Origin of the sequence: Komagataeibacter sp. FXV3, from assembly GCF_015155755.1 — a bacterium.
In the GTDB taxonomy this organism is placed as follows: domain Bacteria; phylum Pseudomonadota; class Alphaproteobacteria; order Acetobacterales; family Acetobacteraceae; genus Komagataeibacter.
Map to the genome: position 1 here is coordinate 38705 of NZ_VWPI01000162.1, position 24122 is coordinate 62826.

22 protein-coding genes are annotated in these 24122 nt (G+C 63.4%); 16 read left to right on the top strand and 6 right to left on the bottom strand.

From position 1 onward, the window contains the following. Positions 1-222 precede the first annotated feature (222 nt). A complete protein-coding gene (locus F1542_RS15260) occupies positions 223-1227 on the top strand; it encodes a Gfo/Idh/MocA family protein (protein ID WP_193733786.1) in 1005 nt (334 codons plus the stop codon). On the opposite strand, the gene F1542_RS15265 is transcribed toward F1542_RS15260, so the two are convergent. The 3 genes from F1542_RS15265 to F1542_RS15275 form a co-directional block, all read right to left on the bottom strand. After that, positions 1215-3041: an ABC-F family ATP-binding cassette domain-containing protein gene (locus F1542_RS15265; RefSeq protein WP_193733787.1), complete on the bottom strand. Its 1827-nt coding sequence runs from the start codon at positions 3039-3041 to the stop codon at positions 1215-1217. The two genes, F1542_RS15260 and F1542_RS15265, sit on opposite strands and share 13 nt — an antisense overlap. A 50-nt stretch (positions 3042-3091) precedes the next feature. Further along, a complete protein-coding gene (locus F1542_RS15270) occupies positions 3092-4471 on the bottom strand; it encodes a trehalose-6-phosphate synthase (protein ID WP_193733788.1) in 1380 nt (459 codons plus the stop codon). 128 nt (positions 4472-4599) lie between these two features. Then, complete coding sequence (locus tag F1542_RS15275; RefSeq protein ID WP_193733789.1) at positions 4600-5340, bottom strand: response regulator; 741 nt, start codon at positions 5338-5340, stop codon at positions 4600-4602. 127 nt (positions 5341-5467) lie between these two features. Between F1542_RS15275 and F1542_RS15280 the strand changes: the two genes are divergently transcribed. The 11 genes from F1542_RS15280 (at position 5468) to thiL (ending at position 16861) form a co-directional block, all read left to right on the top strand. Continuing rightward, positions 5468-5956, top strand: a complete 489-nt coding sequence (locus F1542_RS15280) for a sigma-70 family RNA polymerase sigma factor (RefSeq protein ID WP_193733790.1) — start codon at positions 5468-5470, stop codon at positions 5954-5956. Between the two features lie 106 nt (positions 5957-6062). Beyond that, positions 6063-6626 carry a sigma-70 family RNA polymerase sigma factor gene (locus tag F1542_RS15285; RefSeq protein WP_193733811.1) on the top strand — a complete coding sequence of 188 codons (564 nt, stop codon included), beginning with the start codon at positions 6063-6065 and terminating at the stop codon, positions 6624-6626. Positions 6627-6771: 145 nt separating this feature from the next. Then, complete coding sequence (locus tag F1542_RS17220; RefSeq protein WP_227672783.1) at positions 6772-6954, top strand: hypothetical protein; 183 nt, start codon at positions 6772-6774, stop codon at positions 6952-6954. A 3-nt stretch (positions 6955-6957) separates the two neighbouring features. Then, positions 6958-8760 carry a sensor histidine kinase gene (locus F1542_RS15290; RefSeq protein WP_193733791.1) on the top strand — a complete coding sequence of 601 codons (1803 nt, stop codon included), beginning with the start codon at positions 6958-6960 and terminating at the stop codon, positions 8758-8760. A gap of 98 nt (positions 8761-8858) precedes the next feature. Continuing rightward, positions 8859-10571: a thiol reductant ABC exporter subunit CydD gene (gene cydD, locus F1542_RS15295; RefSeq protein WP_193733792.1), complete on the top strand. Its 1713-nt coding sequence runs from the start codon at positions 8859-8861 to the stop codon at positions 10569-10571. Then, entirely contained in the window at positions 10568-12265 is a 1698-nt protein-coding gene (gene cydC / locus F1542_RS15300; RefSeq protein WP_193733793.1) for a thiol reductant ABC exporter subunit CydC, read from the top strand. The genes cydD and cydC overlap by 4 nt, the downstream gene beginning before the upstream one ends. 134 nt (positions 12266-12399) lie before the next feature. After that, positions 12400-12774: an OmpA family protein gene (locus F1542_RS15305; protein WP_193733794.1), complete on the top strand. Its 375-nt coding sequence runs from the start codon at positions 12400-12402 to the stop codon at positions 12772-12774. A gap of 23 nt (positions 12775-12797) precedes the next feature. After that, positions 12798-14633: a DNA helicase RecQ gene (gene recQ / locus F1542_RS15310; protein WP_193733795.1), complete on the top strand. Its 1836-nt coding sequence runs from the start codon at positions 12798-12800 to the stop codon at positions 14631-14633. A gap of 62 nt (positions 14634-14695) precedes the next feature. Beyond that, complete coding sequence (gene nrdR / locus F1542_RS15315) at positions 14696-15202, top strand: transcriptional regulator NrdR (protein WP_193733796.1); 507 nt, start codon at positions 14696-14698, stop codon at positions 15200-15202. Between the two features lie 72 nt (positions 15203-15274). Continuing rightward, on the top strand, positions 15275-15853 hold the full coding sequence (nusB, locus tag F1542_RS15320) for a transcription antitermination factor NusB (RefSeq protein ID WP_193733797.1): 579 nt from the start codon (positions 15275-15277) through the stop codon (positions 15851-15853). Positions 15854-15868: 15 nt separating this feature from the next. Continuing rightward, on the top strand, positions 15869-16861 hold the full coding sequence (gene thiL / locus F1542_RS15325; protein ID WP_193733798.1) for a thiamine-phosphate kinase: 993 nt from the start codon (positions 15869-15871) through the stop codon (positions 16859-16861). 12 nt (positions 16862-16873) lie between these two features. Here thiL and F1542_RS15330 read toward each other — a convergent pair whose 3' ends face one another. After that, positions 16874-18034, bottom strand: coding sequence for a hypothetical protein (locus tag F1542_RS15330; protein ID WP_193733799.1), 1161 nt, complete (start codon positions 18032-18034; stop codon positions 16874-16876). Positions 18035-18190: 156 nt separating this feature from the next. On the opposite strand from F1542_RS15330, the gene F1542_RS15335 reads away from it, so the two are divergent. Together F1542_RS15335 and glk are read left to right on the top strand one after the other, a co-directional pair. Next, positions 18191-18988 (top strand): SDR family oxidoreductase, encoded by a 798-nt coding sequence (locus F1542_RS15335; protein ID WP_193733800.1) that lies wholly within the window; start codon positions 18191-18193, stop codon positions 18986-18988. A 256-nt stretch (positions 18989-19244) separates the two neighbouring features. Beyond that, complete coding sequence (gene glk / locus F1542_RS15340; protein WP_193733801.1) at positions 19245-20213, top strand: glucokinase; 969 nt, start codon at positions 19245-19247, stop codon at positions 20211-20213. A gap of 78 nt (positions 20214-20291) precedes the next feature. Here glk and F1542_RS15345 read toward each other — a convergent pair whose 3' ends face one another. Continuing rightward, on the bottom strand, positions 20292-20762 hold the full coding sequence (locus F1542_RS15345; RefSeq protein WP_346011973.1) for a hypothetical protein: 471 nt from the start codon (positions 20760-20762) through the stop codon (positions 20292-20294). Between the two features lie 349 nt (positions 20763-21111). On the opposite strand from F1542_RS15345, the gene F1542_RS15350 reads away from it, so the two are divergent. Further along, positions 21112-22812: a thiamine pyrophosphate-binding protein gene (locus tag F1542_RS15350; RefSeq protein ID WP_193733812.1), complete on the top strand. Its 1701-nt coding sequence runs from the start codon at positions 21112-21114 to the stop codon at positions 22810-22812. A 131-nt stretch (positions 22813-22943) separates the two neighbouring features. Here the strand turns inward: F1542_RS15350 and F1542_RS15355 are convergent, their stop codons facing one another. Continuing rightward, complete coding sequence (locus F1542_RS15355; protein ID WP_193733803.1) at positions 22944-23441, bottom strand: hypothetical protein; 498 nt, start codon at positions 23439-23441, stop codon at positions 22944-22946. Between the two features lie 175 nt (positions 23442-23616). On the opposite strand from F1542_RS15355, the gene F1542_RS15360 reads away from it, so the two are divergent. Next, on the top strand, positions 23617-24122 hold a 506-nt coding region (locus F1542_RS15360), incomplete at its 3' end, for a hydroxyethylthiazole kinase (RefSeq protein ID WP_193733804.1).

A 24122-nucleotide genomic window follows, 5' to 3' on the forward strand; every position in this document is an offset into this window, starting at 1 on the left:
GTCAGTGTATCGCGTGTGCGAAAAATCAGTGGCGGGAACATGCCGGTCCCTGCCTGATGATGCAACCGCTGATACGCCGGCAGGGCCGCCGCCGTTGCCGTTTTGCCGCAATTCTCCCGCCCTGTCATGCCGCCCGTGCGGCCAGCGGGGGTGTGCGCCTGCGTGGCGGGCTGCTAATCCGGAAAACAGCTACGGACACGAAACAGGCAGGAAGGGCAGGACATGACGCAGGCGGGAATGCGGTTGTTACGTGTCGGGATCGTGGGGGCGGGCCACTTTGGCCGTTTCCATGCGCTCAAGGTGCAGGCCGCCACGCGGGAGGTCCTGACCGGCATCCACGACCCCGACACCACGCGCGCGCGCAAGGTTGCGGCGGAAGCCGGGGGCGTGCCCGTCCTGTCATATCCCGACCTGCTGGCCTGTTCGGATGCGATTATTGTCGCAGCACCTGCGGAACATCATTTCGAACCCGCCCGCGTCGCACTGGCGGCGGGAAAGCATGTGCTGGTGGAAAAGCCCATGGCGGCCACACTGGCGCAGGCCGATGAACTGGCGCATCTGGCGCGGGTGCATGGCGTCGTGCTGCAGGTCGGGCACCTGCTGCGCTATTCCGCCGAGCACCAGGCCATTACCGACCGGATTTCCCGTCCCCTCTATATCGAGGCCACGCGCCTTGCGCCCTACAAGCCGCGCGGGACGGATGTATCGGTGATCCTTGACCTCATGATCCATGACCTTGATCTGGTCCTGTCCATCGTGGACAGCCCGATCGAAAGTGTCGATGCGCTGGGGGCGGCGGTTAGTTCACCGTTCGAGGACATTGCCAACGCCCGCGTGCGCTTTGAAAACGGCTGTGTGGCCACCATCGCGGCCAGCCGCATTTCGCTCAAGACCGAGCGGCGGATGCGCGTCTTTTCACAGGAAGGCTACCTGTCGGCTGATTTCATGAAGCGTGAACTGACCATGATCGGGCGCACGCGCGGCCTGCCACTGCCGGGATCGGGCGGGTTCCGGCGCGAATCCGTAACGTGGCGCGACCATGATACGCTGGCGGCGGAACATGCCGCCTTTGCCGCGTCGTGCCTTGATGGTGCGAAAGTGCTGGTGGACGCCGTGGCGGGCCGCCGGGCATTAGCGGCAGCACTGGCGGTGACGCAGGGAATCGCCGCCACCCGTGCACGGATGGAGGCGTCCGGCCTGATCATCCCCCCCGTTCAGGAAGACTGAAGCGTCTCGCGCAGCATTTCAAGTTCCAGCCACCGTTCCTCCGCCGCCGTCAGGTCGGCCTCCGCCTTTTCCAGCGCGGTGGTGGCCGTGGTGAAGGCGGCGGGATCGCGGGCATACAGCCCCCCATCGGACAGAATGGCGCGCAGGCGTGCGATTTCCGTCTCCAGCGCTGCCATCTGTCTGGGTAGCTGTTCCAGCGCGTGCTTGTCCTTGTACGACATCTTGCGCACAGGTTGCCGGGGAGAAGTGGAAGGGGCCACATCGGTTTTGGCCGGTGTGCTCTCCGCGCGGTCCTGCCGGGGGCGGGCGGCCAGTGTGGCATCCTGCCGCTGGGCCAGCATATCGCTGTAGCCACCGGCATATTCCACCCATTTCCCGCCGCCTTCCGCCATCAGGATGGAGGATGCGACCCGGTCGAGGAAGTCACGATCATGGCTGACCAGCAGCACCGTGCCGGAATAGCTGGCCAGCATGTCCTGCAGCAGGTCGAGCGTTTCAAGGTCAAGGTCGTTGGTCGGTTCATCCAGTACCAGCAGGTTGGACGGCCGCGCCAGTGCGCAGGCCAGCATGAGCCGCCCGCGCTCGCCCCCCGACAGTACGCCCACCGGGGTGCGCGCCTGTTCGGGGCGGAACAGGAAGTCCTTCATATAGCCGATGACATGGCGTTTTTCATCGCCGACCTGCACCATGTCGCCACCGCCCCCCGTCAGCGTATCCGCCAGCGTGGTGTCGGGATCAAGTGAACGGCGCTGCTGGTCCAGTGTGACGACATTGAGCGCGCTGCCGATGTTGATGGTGCCGGAATCCGGTTTGTCCAGCCCCGTCAGCAGGCGCAGCAGGGTACTCTTGCCCGCACCATTGGCCCCCACGATCCCCAGCCGGTCCCCGCGCAGGACACGCAGGTCCAGATGGCTGACGACCGGGTGGGCAGGATCATAGGCGCGTGACATGTCTTCCGCCACCGCGACCAGCTTGCCTGACAGGTCGCTTTCGCGGGCTTCCATCTTCAGGCCGCCGGGCTGCCTTATGGCGGTGCGACGGGTATTGCGCAGTTCGGCCAGTTCGGCCACGCGGCGGACATTGCGCTTGCGCCGCGCGGTCACGCCGTAACGCATCCAGTCTTCCTCGCGCGCGATCTGGCGGTCCAGCTTGTGGCTGTCGCGCTCTTCCTGCTCCAGCACTTCCTCGCGCCACGTCTCGAACCGGGCGAAGCCCTGATCCAGCCTGCGGGTGACACCGCGGTCCAGCCACACGACCGAACGCGACAGCGTCTCGAGCAGCCTGCGGTCATGGCTTATGATGACCATGGCCGATGACAGTGACAGCAGTTCACGCTCCAGCCATTCAATGGTGGGCATGTCCAGATGGTTGGTGGGTTCGTCCAGCAAAAGTAGGTCGGGTTCGGGCGCAAGGGCACGGGCCAGTGCGCAGCGCCGTGCTTCCCCGCCCGACAGGGTGGCCGGGTTTTCGGTGCCGTTCAGCCCCAGTTCGGTCAGCAGCAGTTCGGCGCGGTATTCCGGGTCGCCCGGCCCCATGCCCGCGCGGACGTAATCCAGCGTGGTGTCAAAGCCCGACAGGTCCGGTTCCTGCGGCAGGTAGCGCACGGTGGTGCCGGGCTGGACAAAAACGGTGCCGTCATCGGCCTGTATCTCACCCGCCGCGATGCGCAGCAGGGTGGACTTGCCACAGCCATTGCGCCCGACAAGGCAGACGCGCTCGCCAGGTCCGACGCCAAAGCCCGCGCCATTGAGCAGCGGCGCGCCGCCGAGGGTCAGGGTGATGTCCTGAAGGAGAAGAAGGGGAGGTGAGGCCATGCCCACTTATGTATTCTCAACCACTCCGTGCGCAAGGCTGGTGCGGGGGCTTAATGCCGCTTCGCGTTTTCAAGGACATTCAGGAATGACAGCCCCCAGCCAAGGGCCGTGCGGTTGGCGATGCTGTCCCAGCATGCCTGCCAGCGCTCGCGCCGTTCCTCGGGCGACATGGCCAGCGCGCGTTCCAGCGCATCGGCCATGCCGTCATGGTCCAGCGGGTTGACCAGCAGTGCGGCTTCAAGCTGCTTTGCCGCTCCGGCAAGGCGCGAAAGGATCAGCACGCCGGGATTTTCGGGGTCCTGGGCCGCGATGAATTCCTTGGCCACAAGGTTCATGCCATCGCGCAGCGGGGTGATGTAGCCAATATCCGCCAGCCGCATGTAACCGGCCACGGTGGGACGGGGGCTGCCGCGTGTCAGGAAACGCAGCGGGGTCCAGTCGGCCTGTCCCTTGTGGGCGTTCAGCTTGCCGATCTGGTGTTCCAGCTTGTTGCGCAGCGCCTGATAGGACGGCACGTCCGTCCGGCTTTCGGCCGCGATCTGCAGGAACGTCACCTGCCGTTCCCGCCTGGGATAGGTTTCCAGCAGGCGTTCATAACCGGCCAGCCGGTGGTCCAGCCCCTTGGTCGGGTCCATGCGGTCCACGCCAAAGACCAGCTTGCGTCCCGCCAGCGAACCCGACATGCGGCGCAGGTCCGCTGATCCGGCGGCGGTAACGGCGGTCTGCGCAAAGGTCTGGGGGTCGATTTCCACGGGGAAGGTGCCGACATGCACGCGGCGTCCCTCGAATGTCAGGGTGCTGTCATCTTCCGCAATGGCCCCGGCCTTGCGGGTGGCGGCAAAGATGAAATTGGCCGTGTCGTCCGCCGTCTGGAACCCCAGCAGGTCCGCCTTCATCAGGTCGCGCAGGAAAGTGCCGCCATCAGGCGCCGTGGCCAGCATGTCAGGTGCGGGAAAGGGGGTATGGAGGAAAAAGCCGATGGGCTGGCGCACGCCATGGCGGCGCAGCAGGGCAGGCAGCGGCAGCAGGTGATAGTCGTGGATCCAGATGACATCTTCCGCACGCAGCAGCGGCAGCAGGTTTTCACAGAACCGTTCGTTGACCGACCAGTACGTGGCCAGTTCCCGTCGCTCGAAATGGATATGCTCGGGCAGGGAATGCATGAGCGGCCACAGCGTGGAATTGGAAAAGCCGGTATAGTAATTGCGATGTTCGGCCGGCGTCAGGCCGATGGTGGCGTATTCCACCCCTTCCGCCTGCTGGATCTCGGGCGGCAGGTGCGCCGCGTCGGGATGGCAGGTGCCGTTCCAGCCAAACCACATGCCCCCCTTGCGCGCCAGCAGGTCCTTCAGCACAACCGCGAGGCCACCGGGGCGCAGCCCCTCCTTGGGAACGGGAACGCGATTGGATACGATGACCAGCCGTTTCATTACTGCCCTCTCTGATAAGCTGCCGCGTGGCGGACCAGCCCCATCCGGCCGTGCGGCCAGGACAGGCACCATACACGCCGGGTCAGGCAGGGGGGATGGCGCAGGCGCGGGACTGGCATGCGGCGGTGTCAGTTCAGGGATACGCCACCCGAAACCGCCTGATAGGTGGAGACCGCCAGCGTAAGCGGTTCAAAGGGCTTGGTAATGACGAATGCCGGTTCGATCGTATCCCCCGTCAGCAGGCGTTCGGGGTAGGCGGTCACGAAAATGATGGGAATGTCCTGATGCTGCAGGATGCTCGATACCGCCTTCATCCCGTCGCCACCGTCACCAAGGTTGATATCCGCCAGGATCAGGCCGGGCCGGGTTTCGCGCGCCAGCTTTATGGCCTCCGCCTCGCTGCTGGCGACGCCTGCGATGGTATGGCCGCACTGGCGCACCAGTTCCTCGATATCCATCGCGATGATCGGCTCGTCCTCGATGATCAGCACGCTGGTCTGCGCGCATGAACGCAGGCGGGCGTGGGCGTCCTCCAGTATGGTGGCGGCCTGTTCGGGGGACAGTGACAGGACGCGGGCGGCGTCATTGACCGACAGTTCTTCAAGCGAGGTCAGCAGCAGCAGCTTGCGCCCCAGCGGCGGCATGCCGCCCGCGGCGTCCCCGCTGCTGCCATGTTCGGCGTGGTGGCGGGATATCCACTGGTAAAGGCGCAGCCTTGGTGGCAGGGATGGATCATCCACCGCCATGAGTTCGCGCAGGCTTTCGGCAACCAGCAGGTCGCCACTCGACTGGCTGCCACATAACGCCCGGGCGTAACGCCGGGCATAGGGCAGGGCGCGAAGCAGGTCTTGACGCCGTGATAGCGGCATGAGGCATTCATCTCCCCAGATAAACTGTTACACTCCGGATCATGACAGCGTTAGACTGTGCTGCAAGAGTTGAAGAGTAAACAAACTGGAATCCAGAATACCACTCGATCCGTCAGCGGTCACGCACTTGCGTGGGGAGATCCTGTCCCTTCTGCCGCAATTACGTGGTTTTGCCCGTTTTCTGACCGGGCAGTCCGCGCAGGCGGACGACCTTGTCCAGGAAACCGTGCTGCGCGCGTTGGCTGCCCTGGACCAGTTCACGCCGGGTAGCAGCATGAAGGCGTGGCTGTACACGATCGCACGCAACCTTTTTTACGAACAGCGCCGCCATGGCCAGCGCGAACGTGATGTCCTGTCCGACTATGCCCATCGTCCCGACCAGCCCGAAAGCGGCACGGGGGAAGGGGAGGCGGACGTGCTGCGTGACCTCAACGGCGCGATCTGGCAGCTGTCCCCCCGCCTGCGTGAGGCGCTGGTGCTGGTTGGCGTGCAGGAAATGACCTATGCGGAGGCGGCGCATGTCTGCGGGGTCACGGTCGGCACCATCAAGGCCCGCGTTTCCCGCGCACGCGCGCAGATCATGGAATACATGAACACCCGCCCCGATGGCGGCTGAGGGAACCATCGGTCGCCTGCTCGCGTTTTCGTTATGTGGGTGGATGTAACCTTTTGCCCCTGCCGTTCATTGCACTGGCATGAACGACAACATAGGGGAGAAGAACATGACCAACAGCTTTCATGACGAGATGATTGCAATCCTGCCCCGTCTGCGCGTTCAGGCCCTGTCACTGACACGCAACCGTGCAGCGGCGGATGATCTGGTGCAGGACGCCGTGTGCAATGCACTGGCTGCCCAGCACAGCTTTACGCCGGGCACCAATTTTTCCGCGTGGATGCACCGTATCCTGCGCAACCGTTTCATCTCGGACCTGCGCAAGAAGCGTGAAACCGGGAATATCGAGGATGTGCCCGCATCAGCCATGGCTGGCAGCGGCGCGCATGACGAACGCCTGATGGTCAAGGAACTGGCCGAAGCCATGAACCGCCTGCCCAACGATCAGCGCGAGGCGCTGGTGCTGGTGGTGATGCAGGGCATGAGCTATGATGAACTGGCTGCGGCAACCGGCTGCGCCGTCGGTACCGCCAAGAGTCGTGTCTTCCGCGCCCGTCGCCAGTTGGCTGCATGGCTTTATGGTGAGGAACGCGATATTTCCACGGTCGAACTGCGTGGCGCGGTGCAGCGCCTGCGCACACGGGTACAGGCCCGTCCTGCGGCGCCGGTCTGATCGGGTGGATTCCCACTTTGAATTACGGCACGAATATGGCACTGACAGTAATGTCTTCATCAGTATCTTGGAATCTGCAGGGTAAGATGCAGCCCTGACATAGACAGGGATTGTGTGAAGTGGGAATTTACTTCGGGATAATGCGATGGCTCTGAAGGACAAGTGTCCTCCCAGGCAACCAGGAAAGAAGTCCATAACCAGATCGGATGATGCGTTCGAGCTATGGCTGAAGCGTGGATTGCATCAGTTGTTTGATGATGTGACGAAAGAGCCCGTTCCCGAGGAACTCCTGCGTCTGATTGAGGAAGACCGGAAACGGACAAAATAACGCATGTCCGTATTCCCATCTTCCGGCCACGGCAGGCAGGTCCGTCATCGGAGCCTGTTCAGTCGTGTGGGCCGCGTATTCGATGCCGTGCGTGGCCGGATGATGGCGATCATTCTGCTGGCCGCCATGCCGATTGCCCTGATCGGGGCCGTGCAGGCATGGCATAGTTACCGTTTCACGCTTGAGGCGCCCGGTGACCGTACCGACCTCACGGTATCGCGCATCGACCTTGAACTGCGTCATGAAGCCGAACATCTCAGCTCCCTACTGCAGGCCGTCTCACGCATGCGGCTGGATGATGCGGGCCTGCGCCATATGCTTGAACTGGTGCAGTCGCTGACCGGACGGCATTACAGCCAGATCGCGCTGGCGGATGACCGTGGCAACATCCTGACCGCTGTCGGGCAGCAGGGCGGGTCGGCCCCGCTGACCATGGACGCCATGCCCCGTTTCCAGGGGGATGTGGGGATCGTCGCGCTGAACGATCCGGTGACCCATGTGCCCGGTTATTTCCGCATTACGGTTTCCACCACCATTTATGATGATGCCGGCAGGCCCGCCCGCCCCGGCTATCTTACGGCCATCATGCCGCTGTCATGGCGCAGCGCCATACTGCAGGCCAGTGACCCGCGCCTGGACCTGGTGCAGCAGAACGGCCCGGTCGAGATATGGCTGCTGGACAGTCATGCCCGGGCGTCCGCCCCCCTTTGTTCGGATTGCAACTGGGCCACCCATCCGCCCGAACGTATCATGCAGTGGGCGCGTGGCACGCTGGCGATGGGGGAGGAACATGCCCACATCACCCTGCCTGACGGGTCGTTTTCGATCGGCCGCGTGCAGGATGGCGTCCATGTGCTGAGCATGACGCGCCGCAACGCGGGTGAACGGCACGCGGTGGTGATGTTCGCCATATCGCTGGTCAGCAGCGGACTGCTGTTGCTGATGGGGCTGCTGGGCGCATCCAAGAGTGCCGACGTGCTGGTGATCACGCCGTTGCGCCAGCTGACCACGTCGGTCAACCAGTGGCAGCTGGGCGGCATGTATGATGTGCGTTCCAACTGGGCCATGCCGCTGGAGGTCAGGCAGCTTGCCCATGCTTTCAGCAAGGCCACCCGCAAGCTGGCGCGGCACGAAAAACGGCTGGAACGCGCGCAGGCCCGGCAGGAACTGCTGCTCAAGGAAATGCATCACCGCGTCAAGAACAACCTGCAGATCGTGGCGTCGCTGCTGAACCTGCAGGCAGGGCGCATCCGCCTGCCCGCCGCGCGTGAGGAATTCGCGCAGGCGCGTGACCGCGTGCGCGCGCTGGCCACCCTTCACCGCTATCTTTACGCCGATGGCGAACTGTACAGCCTGAACATGCAGAGCTTCGTGCGTGAACTGTGTGGCCAGATCATGCATGCCATTGGTGAATCCGATGAAAGCCGCATCACGCTGGATATCCGCGTCGATGACCTGCTGATGGTACCCGACCAGGCGGTGCCCCTTGCGCTGATCGTGACGGAAGCGGTCAGCAACACGATCAAATATGCTTTCCCCGATCGGCAGCATGGTACGCTGGAAGTCGGCCTGCGCGCGCTGTCCGGCGGTCGGGCATGCCTGTGGATCGCTGATAACGGTGTGGGCATGGCGGCGGTGCGCAACCAGCCCGGGACGGAGGAAGGGCGCAGCGGCATCGGCATGCAGCTGATCCGTGGCTTTGCCCGGCAACTGGGCGGTGAACTGCAGATGTTTGAGGAAAACGGGACACGGTATGTCCTTGTTTTTCCACTAAAGCAGCCCGAACAGGATGAAACGGCAGGCTGAATCCATGCAAAAATGCATGGCAGAGTTATGGTCTGGACGGTTTTCAGCCGTGGATGATGGCTGTCCCTGTGTCGTGTCCTTCGGTATAGGGAGCGGTCATGAACGATGACAAGACAGTGATGAAGGCGTGGACGAAGGCACAGTCGCGTCTTGGGCGCCGGCAGGCCATGCCGGTTGTGTTGCTGGGACTGGCCCTGTCTGCGACCGCGGTGGGACAGGTCTGGTGCATTGCCAGCGTACTGGCCAGCGTGCTGGTGCCTGGCGGGGAAGCAGCGGTGACGTGGTCGCTGGCGGGACTGGTGGTGCTGGCCATCGTGCGCGCTGTCTTGCAGATGGGGTCGGACATCCTTGCCGCCCGCGCGGGCATGAAGGCACGCGCGCGGCTGCGTGGCGGGGTGCTGGACGCCATCCTGCGTGGCGGGCCGGGGCTGCTGCGCCGCCATCATACGGGGGAACTGACGGCACTGGCCGTTGACCGGATCGAGGCACTGGACGGTTTCTTCGCCCGCTGGCTGCCCGCTTCCGTGCTGTGGATCGCGGCCCCGCTTGTCATCGGTGTCCTTGCGGCATTCGTGCAGCCCGGTTCGGCGCTGATCATGGCGATATGCGGCATTGCCGTGCCGTTCGGACAGGCGCTGTTCGGGATCGGGGCGGCGGTTGCCTCACGCAATCAGTTCCTGGCCATGACCCGCCTGCAGGCCCGCTTCCTTGACCGCGTGCGCGGGATCGCCACCATTGTCCTGTCGGGCCGGACGGAAGATGAAACCCGCCGCCTTGCCGCCGCGGCGGAGGAACTGCGCGTACGCACCATGAAGGTGCTGCGGGTTGCGTTCCTGTCCTCGGCCTCCATTGACTGTGCGATGGTTGTGGCCCTTGTGCTGGTGGCGCTGCGCAATGGCGCGCAGCTTATGGCGCTGCATGATCAGGGCGTGCCTGCAGCCATCATGGCGGTCCATGTGGCGCGCGGTCTGTTTGTCGTGCTGCTGGTGCCCGAATTCTTCGCCCCCTTCCGCAGCCTTGCGCTGGCGTATCAGGACCGTGCTCATGCATCGGGTGCGGCTGCGGCCATGCGGATCCTGCCGGATGCCACGACGGTGCGGGCGGCGGGTCAGGCCGTATGTGAAACGGGGCAGGGCATCAGTGTCGCGTTCGAGCATGTGGGCTTCACATGGGATCCCGCGCGTGGCGCGACACTCGATGATGTCTCGTTTATAGCACCTGCCGGGCAGACGGTGGTGCTGTGGGGGCCGTCGGGGTCGGGCAAGTCCACCATCATCGAAATGCTGCTGGGCTTCATCCAGCCCGAAAGCGGGCGCATCACCATCAACGGTGTTGACATGACCACCATTGACCCCACGGCACTGGTGGCCATGACATCATGGATCGGGCAGAAGCCGGTCCTGTTCGCGGGCACCCTGCGCGAAAACATCCTGTTCGCCCGTCCTGATGCGACGGACGCGCAGTTGCAGGCCGCCATCCGGGCGGCGGCGGCGGACGGGTTCATCGCCAACCTGCCGCACGGGCTTGAAACCCTGATTGGTGAAGGCGGGTTCGGCCTGTCGGGCGGGCAGGCGCAGCGTGTGGCGATCGCGCGCGCCTTCCTCAAGGACGCGCCGCTGCTCCTGCTGGATGAACCGACATCCCACCTTGACCCGCAGACCGAAGCCGACGTGTTCAGCAGCCTGCGTGCGCTTGCGGCCAATCGCACGGTTATCCTCGCCAGCCATTCCGTGGCGGCGGAAGGGTTCGGCGGGCACAGGGTGGACCTTGATCATGGCCGGATTGTCACCAGTGGGGAGAATGCATCGTGAAATCCTCGGAAAACCGGGAATTCGCACGGCAGGCACGGCGTGAAGGCGTGATGGGGCCGGTGCTGCAGATCCTGCATATATGGCAGCGTCGCGCCCCGCTGCTGACCGCGGGTGCGCTGTTGTCCCTGCTGGCCGTGCTGATCGGTCTTGTGCTGATGCGCGAGGCGGGCATGCGGGTGGCCGCGATGACGCTGGGCATGATCGTGGTGACGACCGGGGCGCTGCGTATCTTCGGCGGTGCGCGGGTCATCCTGCGTTATACCGAGCGTCTGGTCACGCATGACGCCATGTTCCGTGCGCTGGCGGATGTGCGGGTGTGGTTCTTTCGCAACCTGGCGCGTGGTGCGGCGGCGGGTCTTGGCTTTCGTCGCGCGGGTGACCTGCTGTCGCGGCTGGTATCCGATGTCGAGACGCTGGACGGGCTGTACCTGCGCATCATCATTCCGCTGCTGGGTGCGTGCCTGGTGCTGCCGTTCCTGTTCATCGCCATCAACATGGTCAGCACCGTGCTGGCGGTTGTCGTGGCGGGACTGTTTGCCTGCGGTGCGTTTGTCCTGCCCCTGATCGCCGCCATGATGGGACGGCGCGAGGGCGGGCTGGTCAACCATGCCAGCGCGCAGTTGCGTATCGGTGTGCTGGACATGGTGGGTGGCCTGCGCGAAATCGCGACCTTCGGGGCGGAAGGGCGCATGCTGGCCCATGTCCGTGACCGTGATGACGCCCTGTATCGCGCGCAGATGAAACAGGCTCGGATGCTGGCCATGGCGGGGGCTGCGTCCTATCTGTGCGGACAGGCGGCGGTGGTGGCGGTTCTGGCTGCCGCATTGGGGCTGGGCCTGCCACGCATTGCCCCGCTGCCTGCGGCGGCGGTGCTGTTCCTGACGGTCGCGGCGTTTGAAACGGTGGGCGGCCTGACCCGCGCGGGCGCGCTGGCGGGCAGCATTACCCGGGCTGCGGCCCGGGTCGTGGCCGTGAGCGAAATGCCCGAACACGCGCCCCCCGAAGGCACGGAACCCGCGCCGGCGGGCACTGACATCAGCTTCCGGCATGTATCCTTTCGCTGGAGTGCTGACCGTGCCTCGGTGCTGGATGACCTGGACCTGGACATCCCGGCGGGCCAGCGCATTGCGGTGCTGGGACCGTCGGGTGCGGGCAAGTCCACGCTGGCGGCGCTACTGCTGAAGGCGGTGGCACCTCAGGCCGGGTGCATCACGCTGGGTGGGCGGGATATCGCAACCATCCGCGACGATGATCTGCGGGGACGGATTGCATGGCTGTCGCAGGCCACGCACCTGTTTGCCGATACGATTCGCGCCAACCTGCTGCTTGGCCGCCCCGACGCGAGTGAGGCCGATCTGTGGACCGCGCTGGAACAGGCCCGGATTGCGGATGTGGTGCGCGAACTGCCTGATGGGCTGGATAGCTGGCTGGGTGAAGGCGGGGCGAGCCTGTCTGGCGGGCAGGGCAGGCGGCTGGCGCTGGCGCGCGTGCTGCTGTCACGCGCGCCGATCCTGATACTGGATGAACCAGCCACCGGGCTGGATGCACGCACCGAGCAGGAATTCCTCCAGACCCTGAATGACGTGACACGGGGCCGCACCGTCATCCTGATCGCGCATCGCCTGACAGGTGTCGAAAATCTGGATAAGATATGGCATATTTCTGGCGGGAAAGTGGTCAGTGCCCATTCATGACGGGGTGGCCATGCCGGTGGAAAGGATTGACGCGGCTAGTCCCACAGGGCACGAAGTAGCGGAAAACCGGATCGGGCATGCCAGAAGGGTGATAGCGATCCGTCTTGAATCCCTGAATCAGGAGTAAATCCATCATGCGTCGCCTGTCCCTTCTTCTTGGTCTCGGTCTGCTGACAGGATGTGCTGGTGGCCATCCGGGTAAATATGTCGTGTTCTTTACCCAGAACTCCACCCAGCTTGATACGCCGGCCCAGACGGTGATCACGCAGGCGGCCCAGCGTGCGGTATCGACCCATGCCAGGGTACGTGTCGAAGGCTATGCCGCCGCCAGCCATGACCTGTCGGCTGATGAACTGCTGGCGATCGACCGCGCCAAGATCGTGGCCCGCCAGCTGGCGGTTGATGGTGTGGACGCCAGCCGTATCAGCCAGCAGCCGCGTGGCCCGCTGAACAACGAAAACGGTTCCCTGGCGTCCCGCCGCGTCGAAATCGAGGTTGGTGGACGCTGAATAACGGCTTATCCCCTGATGATATGATGGCTGGTGACGGCGCATCACGCAATCCGCGTGATGTGCTGGCGGAAGTCTTCGGCTTTCCCGATTTCCGTGGCCTGCAGCAGCAGGCCGTGGATGAGGTCATGGCAGGCCGGGACTGCCTTGTGCTCATGCCGACCGGTGGTGGCAAGAGCGTCTGCTATCAGGTGCCCGCCCTTGCGCGGCCCGGTACCGGCCTTGTCATTTCCCCCCTGATCGCGCTGATGGACGATCAGGTCGCGGCCCTGCGCCAGCTGGGGGTGAATGCGGGCGCGCTGCATTCCGAACAGGAAGCCGATGACGCCGCCCGTGTCCGTTCGGACCTTATGGCCGGACGGCTGGACATTCTTTATGTCTCGCCCGAACGATTGCTTTCCCCCGGCATGCTGGAACGGCTGGGACGGCTGACGCTGTCGGTCATCGCGATTGACGAAGCACACTGCATTTCCGCGTGGGGCCATGAATTCCGGCCCGAATACCGCGAACTTGCGGCCCTGCCGCAGCATTTCCCCAATGTGCCCCGTATTGCCCTGACGGCAACGGCGGATGCGCGCACGCGTACCGATATCCTCGACGCGCTGGCCATGCCGGACGCTACGGTGCTGAAGGCCAGTTTCCATCGGCCCAACCTTGATATTGCCGTAAAGCCCAAGACGTCGGAACTGCGCCAGCTGACCGGCATACTGGACCGCCATCGCGGGGCGGCTTCCATTGTCTATTGCGGCAGCCGCAGCAAGACCGAGCGGATTGCCCGTTCGCTTGCGGGCAAGGGGTATGCGGCGCTGCCGTTCCATGCCGGCCTGTCGCCAGTGGAAAAGCGCGCCGCCCTCATGCGGTTCCGTTCGGGTGAGCCGGTGGTGATCGTCGCCACCATCGCCTTTGGCATGGGCATTGACCGGCCGGATGTCCGTGCCGTGGTGCATCTGGACATGCCGTCCTCACCCGAAGGGTATTACCAGCAGATCGGTCGCGCGGGCCGCGATGGCGAACAGGCCGAGACCGTCCTGCTGTATGGCGGCGATGACATGGCCCGTGCCCGGTACTGGCTGGAGCAGTCCAACGCGCCCGAAGCCCAGAAACGGATCATGAGTGCGCGGCTGGAAGCGATGATCGCCCTGACCGAAACCACGGGCTGCCGCACGCAGGCGCTGCTGTCGTGTTTTGGCGAGGAACTGTCCACGGCCTGTGGTCATTGTGACAACTGCCGCAATCCCGTCGCGACGTTTGATGGCACGGTGGCGGCGCAGAAGGTCCTGTCGGCCATCTATCGCACCGGGCAGCGTTTTGGCGCGGTGCATGTGGCGGGCGTGCTGCGCGGCAAGGCGTCGGACATGGCGTCGCGTCATGGGCATGAAAAGCTGAGCGTGTTCGGGATTGGCAAAGACCGGGCCGAACCCTTCTGGCGTGGCGTGATCCGGCAACTGATCGCACGCGGCGCGATAAAGGTGACGGGGGAATATAACGCCCTTGCCCTTGAGGAAGGGCGTGCCCGGCCCATATTGCGTGGCGAGGAGCAGATCATGCTGCGCGAGGACGCGACCGAGGACCTGAAGACGGCAGGGCGCGTGTCAGGCAGCGGGCAACGTCCCCAGATGGCTGACCTGACGCCGGAAGCCGCGGCACGGTATGAAGCCCTGCGGCAGTGGCGGCTGGGTGAGGCACGGGAACAGGAAATTCCGCCCTATGTCATTTTCCATGATGCCGTGCTGCATGATATTGCCCTTGAACGCCCGACCACTCTGGATGAACTGGGCATGATCCGTGGGGTGGGTGGCTCCAAGCTGGCCCGCTATGGTGCGGCGGTGCTGGATGTACTGGCCGATGTCGGTGCCTAGCCTGTCGCGCCCGGTTTACACGGGGTGTTCTGTTTCATCGCGTAATCAGGAAACGGTTTTGCATGCGTTGCCCTTTTTGTGGAAATGACGATACGCAGGTGAAGGACAGCCGCCCGCATGAAGATGGCGCGGCCATCCGGCGCAGGCGCATATGCGGGTCGTGCGGGCAGCGTTTCACCACCATCGAACGCGTGCAGTTGCGTGACCTTGTGGTAGTCAAGGCAGATGGCCGCCGCGTCCCGTTCGAGCGTGACAAGATGGCGCGCTCGGTCCGTATTGCGCTGCGCAAGCGCCCGGTCGAGGCGGACCGGATCGAACGGATCGTCAATGGACTGGTCCGTCATCTGGAGGCCACGGGGGAGACGGATATCCCTTCACGCGATATCGGCCGGCTGATTATGGAAACGCTGCGTGAAATTGATTCCGTGGCCTATATCCGCTTCGCCAGCGTGCACTGGGATTTTCGGGAAACCAAGGATTTCGCGGATATTCTGGAGACGATTTCAGCCTCCGTCTCGGGCGATAAGGGCGAAGACCTGCCCCCATCTGGCTCCGGGGATAAAGATTGAACTGGACCCCGCCACGCAAAGAGGCGATGAAACGCAGAATTCGCAGCAATGCCACAGCAGGAGTAACGCGCCATGACACAGACAGACGGTGATCGGCAGCACAAGGTCCGTTCCCGCACCGCATCGCGTGTCGCGGCGGTGCAGGCCCTGTTCCAGATCGAACAGGGGAACGAAAGCCCGGAGCGCGTCATAAACCAGTTCATGCGCCACCGGCTGGGCACGTCCGCATCCGACCAGTGCGATTATGCCGAAGGGCATGTACCCGACGCCGATGCACGGCTGTTCGGTATCGTGGTGCGTGGTGCCATGGCCCGGCAGGAACGCATTGACACGCTGCTGCATGAGATCCTGCCCGCGTCATGGCCGCTGGCCCGGCTGGACCCGGTCCTGCGGGCGATCATGCATGCCGCAGGGGGCGAGATGACGGGGGCGGATCCCATACCGGCCCGTGTCATCATCAATGAATACATGGATATTGCCCATGGTTTCCTGGCCGGGGATGAGCCGCGCATGCTCAACGGCGTGCTCGACGCGTTGTCGCGACGGATCAACGAACCGGAAGCACCCGTGACGGATACGGGCAGTGAAACGGTTGTCGTTGTGGACGATGCCCCGGTGGCCGATGCCGCCCCCGACAGCAAGCCCGCCTGAACCCGAAAGAAAGGCATGACGGCCATGGGACAGGACACGCTGTCGGATAATGGCCTGCCAGCGGAATTCGGCTTCATTGCCCGTATTTTCCGGCCGCTTGCGGGGGACGGGGCGCTTGACCTGCGCGATGATGCGGCGGTGTTTATGCCGCCGCCCGGGCGTGAACTGGTCATCGCAGCCGACGCCATGGTCGAAGGCGTGCATTTCCTGCCCGATGACCCATCCGATACCGTTGGCCGCAAGTTGCTGCGCTGCAACCTGTCGGACCTTGCCGCCATGGATGCGACTCCGCTGGGCTACCTCATGACGGTCTCCATGCCGCCCGCGCGCGATGAGGCATGGTTTGCAGGCTTTGCATCAGGCCTTGTGTGTGACCAGCGCCAGTTCGGCATTACGCTGCTGGGTGGGGATACGACATCCACGTCCGGGCCGCTGGTGCTGTCGCTGACCGTGCTGGGGCATGTGGCACCGGGACGGGCGTTACGGCGCAGTACCGCGTGCGTGGGCGACGGCATATGGGTCACGGGCACGATTGGTGATGGTGCGATGGGCCTGCTGGCACGACGCGGGCAGGTGGCCGATCCCGATGGCTTTCTGGCGGGCCGTTACCAGCTGCCACGTCCCCGGCTGGGGCTGGAACTGGGGAATGTCGCGTCCGCCGGGATGGATGTGTCCGACGGACTGGTGCAGGATCTGGGGCACATGGCGCGTGAAAGCGGGGTGGGAATCGTGATTCACGCGGATCAGGTGCCGCTGTCCCCTGCCGTGCGCGCACTTGGTCCCCAATGGCTGCCAACCTGCCTGAGTGGCGGGGACGACTATGAACTGCTGCTTGCCGTGCCATCCATGCATGAGGCTGGTCTGCTGGATCATGCCGCGCGTGCGGGGGTGCCAGTGACCCGTATCGGGCAGGTTGTCGCGGGCAACGGCGTGCAGGTCATGGATGGGGCAGGCCACGAAATGGCATTTGCCCGCCGTGGCTGGAGCCACGTGGCGGATGGGGGCTGAGGGGCCGTTCCCTCAGTCTTCCAGCGACAGGTCGTAAACCCGGTAGCGCTTGCACGGTTCGGGCGTGATACGTTCGATCAGGCGGCGCATGGGCAGGTTGTTTTCCAGAACCCAGCCCAGTTCGATCGTGCGGTAGGGCAGGCTGCGACCGCGTTTCATGAGTTCGGTAATGGCAAGGGCGGGCATGATTGCCCCAAGCGCCGTGCCGTCCAGCGCGGAACTGACGCCCAGCAGGATGACGCGGGCGGAATGGAATTCGTGTCGCAGCAGCCGTTTGCCCAGTTTCAGCCACCCCAGCGGCGACGGATCGCCATTAAGGTCGGCGGAGATGTCGAACACATTGGGCACCACCAGCGCCACGCAGACCGGCTTGCCCGCCTGTTCGATCAGCACGAAATGCTCGGGCCGCAGGATGGGCTTCATCTCCACGATCATGGACTGCATGTCTTCGCGCGCCAGCGGAATCGATCCCCAGTTGTTGCGCCATGCATCGTTGTACAACGTGCGCAGGATCTCCCCGTCCTCATCGATGCGGTCCATGCGCAGGCCACGGGTGGTGACATTGCCCAGCCGCCCTTCGCCCAGCCGCAGGCTGGCGGGGACCAGGTGGGCTTCCTCCGCATCGGGGCCGGTCCGCATCTGGTAGGCGACAAGATCGCGCACCTTGGTGGCGCCACAGGCATCCATCATGCCCGGCAGCCATTGCGGGTGCCACGGCATGGCCACCATGGGCATGGCGTGGTGACCTTCCAGCATCATCCCGAACTCACCATTGCTGTCCAGTGTCTGCGGACCACGCATGAGCTTCATGCCATACTGGCGCAGCCACGTGCCCGCCGCGTCCAGCAGGGCGGATACCACCTCCAGATCATCAATGGCGTCCAGCGCACCGAAAAAACCGACCGGTTCCCCATAATGCTCCATGGAAACCGGGTCGATCTGCGCGGATATGCGTCCCACCGCCCGGTTGCCTCGCATGGCCAGGAAATACTGCGCGCGTCCCTGGCAAAAAAAGGAATTCTTGCGCGGGGTCAGCAGGTCACGCTGGGTCAGGTCCAGGGGGGGGACATACCCCGGCAACCCGGCGTACAGGCGGCGGGGCAGCTGGATAAAGGTGGTCATCTGACGAAAGCCGGAAACGGGTATGATAGTAAGACGATCGGTTTCGTTCATGACCGGTTCGTTGCATCCTGAACATGACCCGCATCGACCTTCATTCCGTCACGGAACGGGGCAGGCTATGCAGGCAGGGGTTGAAAGAAATGATTCGGTGGTCCGTCCTGTTGTTGTGCTGATGGCACAGAAGGACCCTTAAAAGGAAGATAGACAATGACGGTTAGGTCCGGTTCACGCATGGATGAAGGTGCATATGTGCTGATTACGGGGGCATCCAGCGGGATCGGGGCGGAACTGGCGTTGCTGTACGCCGCCCGCGGGCGGCCGCTTGTCCTGTGGGGACGCAATGCCGAACGGCTGGAAAACGTGGCTGTACGCGCCCGCAGCCTTGGCGTCACGGTGCATACGCGCATCCTTGACCTGTCTGATGGCGCTGCTGCGATTGAAGCCCTGCGTCAGGATGATGACAGCCATCCGATCGATATCGCCATCCTTGCCGCGGGGCTTGGAGACATGCGCCGCGGAAGTGACGTGGTGGAACGGGCGGAGGATGTGCTGCATCTGGGACTGGTCAACTATGCCACGCCATCGGCCATGGCGGCGGCGGCGGCCGAACGCATGGCCACGCGCGGGCGGGGGCATATCGTGCTGATCAGTTCGGTCGCCGCCTTCCATGCACTGCCGTTCGCTGCCGCCTATTCCGGGTCCAAGGCCGGGCTGAAACGCTTTGCCGAGGCACAGCAGATGGCGCTTGCCCCGCTGGGGATCGGGGTGACACTGGTCTCACCGGGGTTTGTGGATACCCCCATGAGCCGCCGCGTGGTGGGGGCGAAGCCATTTCTGCAGACCGCGCCCGCCGCTGCGCGCAGGATCGCCCGCGCCGTGGACCGTAACCGACCCCATCTGGTCTTCCCCTTCGTGTTTTCCGTGCTGCGGCTGGTGGATACGTTGATGCCGTGGCCGTTCAAGCGGCGGATCCTTTCGGCCATCAAGGCGGACCAGATGGACTGATTCCCCACCGGGGCAGGGTTTATGTAATATGTTTTAATGTTGACCGGAACGATTGTGGCCATTTCGTGACATTTATCAATGAAATCGCACGATAGCTGGTCTTGTTTTCTGGATAGATGTGTTAACCGATCTGTCTGCGGCACCTGAATTGCCTGTTCTGTTGCATAAAATGCATGGGAAAGGGCACAATCGCAGACTGTTTTTATTGTAATAGCGGGGCAAGGAGCTGCCGTATGGCCACGGAGCGCGACCGGACATGAAAGAGATCGTAGCAGTTGATATTGGTGGCACGCATGCGCGCTTCGCCATTGCCCAGGTTGATCAGGGGCGGGTTGTCACGCTGGGGGAAGCCACAACCCTGAAATGTGCCGACCACGCCAGCCTGCAGCTGGCATGGGAAGCCTTTGCCCGCGTGGTTGATCGTCCCCTGCCCAAAGCTGCGGGGATCGCGGTGGCCTGCCCGATCAAGGGGGATATCCTCAAGCTGACCAATAACCCGTGGGTCATCCAGCCTGCGTGGCTGCCGGTCAAGCTGGGGGTGGACGAACTGATCCTGGTCAATGACTTTGGCGCCGTAGCCCATGCCGTGGCGCAGGTGGGTGAAGACAGCCTGCAGCATATCTGCGGTCCCGACCAGCCACTGCCCGAACAGGGCGTGATTACCGTCGTCGGGCCGGGCACGGGTCTGGGGTCCGCCTATATCGTACGGCGCAAGAACGGTTATTTCGTATGCGAGACCGAGGGCGGGCATATCGACTTTTCCCCGCTGGACCAGCTGGAAGACCGGATCCTGAGCGTCCTGCGCCGTCGTTACCGCCGTGTATCGGTGGAACGCGTAGTGTCAGGGCCGGGGCTGCTCAACCTGTATGAGGCGATTGCCGAAATGGGGGAACTGTCGGTCAAGGCGCGTGATGACAAGGCGCTGTGGACCATGGCGCTGGAGGGTTCTGATCCGGTGGCCGCAGCCGCGCTGGAGCGTTTTTGCCTCAGCCTTGGCACGGTCGCGGGCGACCTTGCGCTGGCGCAGGGTGGCGGTGCCGTCGTGATTGCCGGCGGGCTTGGCCTGCGTCTGGCCCAGCACCTGCCCAGTTCCGGCTTTGCCGAACGGTTCGTGGCCAAGGGCCGGTTTGAGGGCATGATGGCGGAAATGCCCGTAAAGCTGATTACCTACCCGCAGCCAGGCCTGCTGGGTGCGGCGGCGGCCTTTGCCGAAGCCTATCGCTGACAGGACCTGAAGAGGCGTCCCGGTTTGTCCGGGGCGCCTTTTTTTTATCTGTAGGCCACCCGTTGTCGGCGTGATGGATCAGCCGCGCCACAGATGGCCGGGCATGGCGTCATAATGCTGGGTCAGGAAATCCAGCAGAAGCGCCAGCACGCTGCCCATATGCCGGGGGTCGTAGTGGACATGGCTGGCTATTTCATTCAGCGGCTGGTTGTTGATCATGGCGGCGATCAGGATCCGCTCGTAGCGGTTGCCGATGATGTCGTGAATATACCTGTAACGGTTGATTGACCCCATGCGCCTGTTCAGCGGTCGCGCGGACAGACCCGGTGATGTCCGGTCCACCAGATACGGGTCTTCCTGTCCCATTACGCCAATCCGGTAATCCGTGGCCCAGAACCGGGCCGCCGCCACATGGTGTGCCATGAGGATGCCACTGTGCTGCAGCGCGTCGATCAGGGCAGGTACGGGTGTCGCCCATTCACTGGTCCCGTCATGAACGGTTGTGGGGGCGGACAGGATAGCGGGACCGTCAGCGGGCAAAGGGCTCACTTTCATGGCTGGATGTTATGGCATCATCTTCACGTCCGGTACGTGGGTCAATTGAAAGTGTAAGATTATCGCCTGCCTGCCGTAAAAAAATATCTTCCTGCAGGGCCATGTACCCACTGGATAAAAAAACGGCATCACCCGGGTTGCGGGCGATGCCGTAAGGTTCCGTGGACAAGTTGGGAAATCGACGGTTGGGAATCTGTCGGGCGACCCACGGGTGTTATGATTAATAATGATAATAATTATCATTATCAAGATAAAAATGGCATCCGTCCTGACCGTCCCATGGTGGACCCGATCCCGAAAACGTGGTGCGATGGCCGGACCGTCAATGCACGCAGAGGACAGCATGGCCATTACACCGCTTGAGGTCGCAGCACGGCGGGCAGGGGGACGGCGGGGTGCCGATATCCTGCTGGAAATTCTGGAAAGTGAGGGGGTTCGCTATATTTTCGGCAATCCCGGCACAACGGAACTGCCCCTGATCGATGCGCTCCAGCGCCGTCCGGACCTGAACTATATCCTCGCCCTGCAGGAAGCGAGCGTGGTGGCCATGGCTGATGGTTACGCACAGGCGGCCGGGCGTCCCGGCTTCCTCAACCTGCATACGGCAGGGGGGCTGGGGCACGGCATGGGAAACCTGCTGAACGCCAGCGTATCACAGACGCCACTGGTGGTGACGGCAGGACAGCAGGACTCGCGGCATACGATTTCCGACCCGCTGCTGTTTGGCGACCTGGTCAGTATCGCGACGCCTGCGGTCAAATGGGCGCAGGAAGTCCTGCATGCGGACCAGTTGCCGGTGCTGGTGCGGCGTGCCTTCAACGATTCGATGGCGGCCCCGTCCGGGCCGGTTTTCCTGTCCCTGCCCATGGATGTGATGGAGGAACCCAGTGATGTCGATGTCGGTTCCCCATCCGTCATCAACCGTGAATCCATAGCGGGCGGCCTGCCGGAACTGGCGCGCGCGCTGGCTGGCATCACGCCGGGCAGGCTTGCGATCATCGCGGGCGATGAGGTGCATGGCGCAGATGCGGCGACGCAGGTGGCCGAAGTGGCCGGGATCCTTGGCGCGCCGGTTTATGGCGCGTCATGGCCATCGCGTATCCCGTTTGCAACGTCCTGCCCGTTATGGGCGGGCAACATGCCCACGCGCGCGACCGACATTGCGCGCAGGCTGGCGGATTATGATGCGATCTTCGCGCTGGGCGGCAAATCGCTGATTACCATCCTGTATTCCGAAGGCTCACCCGTGCCGCCGGGATGCGCGGTCTATCAGGTTTCGGCCGATGTACGTGACCTGGGCCGCACATTCCAGACACCGCTTTCGCTGGTGGGCAATATCCGCGCGTCGCTTGATGTGCTTATTCCGCTGCTGCAGCAGGCGACACAGCCCCGCCGGGCCGAATTCAATGCGGCCCGCGCACGTGTCACCGCCGCCCGGGCCAGCAGGCGCGCGGAGGCGGAAATGCTGGTTGCCCGACATCGTGATGATCCGGTCATCGCCCCCTGCGTTGCCGCCCATGAGGCCGTGCGAGCCATTGGCCCGCGGGTCGCGATCGTGGATGAAGCGATTGCAACATCCTCCTACACACGCATGTTCCTCGATAGTGACTGGGCTGCGCAATATTCCTTCCTGCGCGGTGGCGCGCTGGGCTGGGGCATGCCTGCGGCGGTCGGGGCGTCGCTGGGTCTGGGGCGTGAGCCTGTCGTCTGCCTGGTGGGGGACGGGGCGGCCCTGTATTCTCCACAGGCTTTATGGACGGCTGCGCATGAACGGCTGCCGGTCACCTTCGTGGTGATGAACAACCGCGAATATAATGTGCTGAAGGGGTTCATGCGCGGACAGACGCATTATGTTTCCGCGCGCGAGGGAAACTTCCTGGCAATGGACCTGTGCGATCCACCGGTCGACTATCAGGCCATGGCGACATCCTATGGTCTGGAATCGCGCCTGATTACCCGTGCGGGTGACATTGCCCCAGCTATCGAGGCGGCAATGGCGTCCGGTCGTCCCAACCTGGTGGAAATCGTAATCAGCACGATCTAGGGGAACCCGACCCTGATTTTCGTAAACTCTTTAGAAAACGCTAAAAGTTTCAGGATGCCGTCTTTTTTAAAAAAAGCGGCATCTGGTGATGACTTTTGAAAAAAGCATCGTGATGCCGCCAAAGCTGTCCTTTAATGGATGGGGAAGGAACAAGTGGTCGGAAGGGGATCAACCCGTTCCCGACCCGGGTCCACACGCAGCGTCAGCCGCATCACGGCGGCGGCAAGGTGGGCGCCGCTGGTGTGCATGGTCGTCTTGATGTCCACGCCATGATTGTTGTCCAGCACCGCGACATTGCGGCCACGGGCTATGGTCGCTTCTGCCCGTACGGACCAGTAGGTCCCATTGATGTCCGACAGTCGGGCAAGGTTGTACACCGTCCCTTCGCCCTTCAGCTTGCTGTAACCGATTCCAACCGCTCCACCGCCAGTAATCTTGACCGGATAGGAATGGTTGCCAAAGAACAGGCGTCCCTTGCCCCATGAATACCCGCCTGCAAGGGCGGCATCATGCAGGGTGAAACAGATTTTGGCGGTCGGTTGTCCCAGCGCATCCGCGGCCCATGCGGAATGGGTAGCCAGTAATCCTGCGGCAAGAATGACAGGGGCATAAAGGAAAGCTGGTCGCACGGCATGTTCCTGCTACGATATGGCGGCGGGTAAATCATATATGGAATTCAGGCGGTCCCCGGCATGATTGAACCGGATGCGTCCTTTGTTTTTCAGTCGATTACAACCAAAAGGCAACCCCCTGTCAGTGTCAGCCGACCCATTGTCTGGATATGTGCGAAAGGAGTGACCCCTGATGCATGCTGCAACCCTGTCCATGGATTACGACCATCCGGACTGCCCCCCTGTCCTGCGGCGGATCCGGGTGCAGGCCCCGTTTATCTATGGGCTGACCAATTATGTTGCGGCTGCCCTCAGCGCCAATGTGCTGCTGGCGGTGGGGGCGGCGCCAGCCATCGGGGCGGCGCCGGGCTGGCCGGCCGGTTTCGGGCGGCTGGCCGGGGCAATGTGGGTCAATGCGGCGGGGCTGATCAACTGCACGGCAGATGACATGCTGAATGCCGTGAATGCAGCGAATGCCGGTCATGTGCCATGGGTGCTGGATCCGGTGGCCATGGGGGCGGGCGTGGGAGAATACGACGCCATCATTCGCACCCTGAAAGCCAAGGGGCCAGCCGTGGTGCGGGGGAATGCCAGTGAGATCATGGCACTGGCCGGTGGCGCCGCAACAGCACGGGGCGTGGAAACCACGGCTTCAATCGCGCAGGCAGTGCCAATGGGACAGGAACTGTCTCTTATACA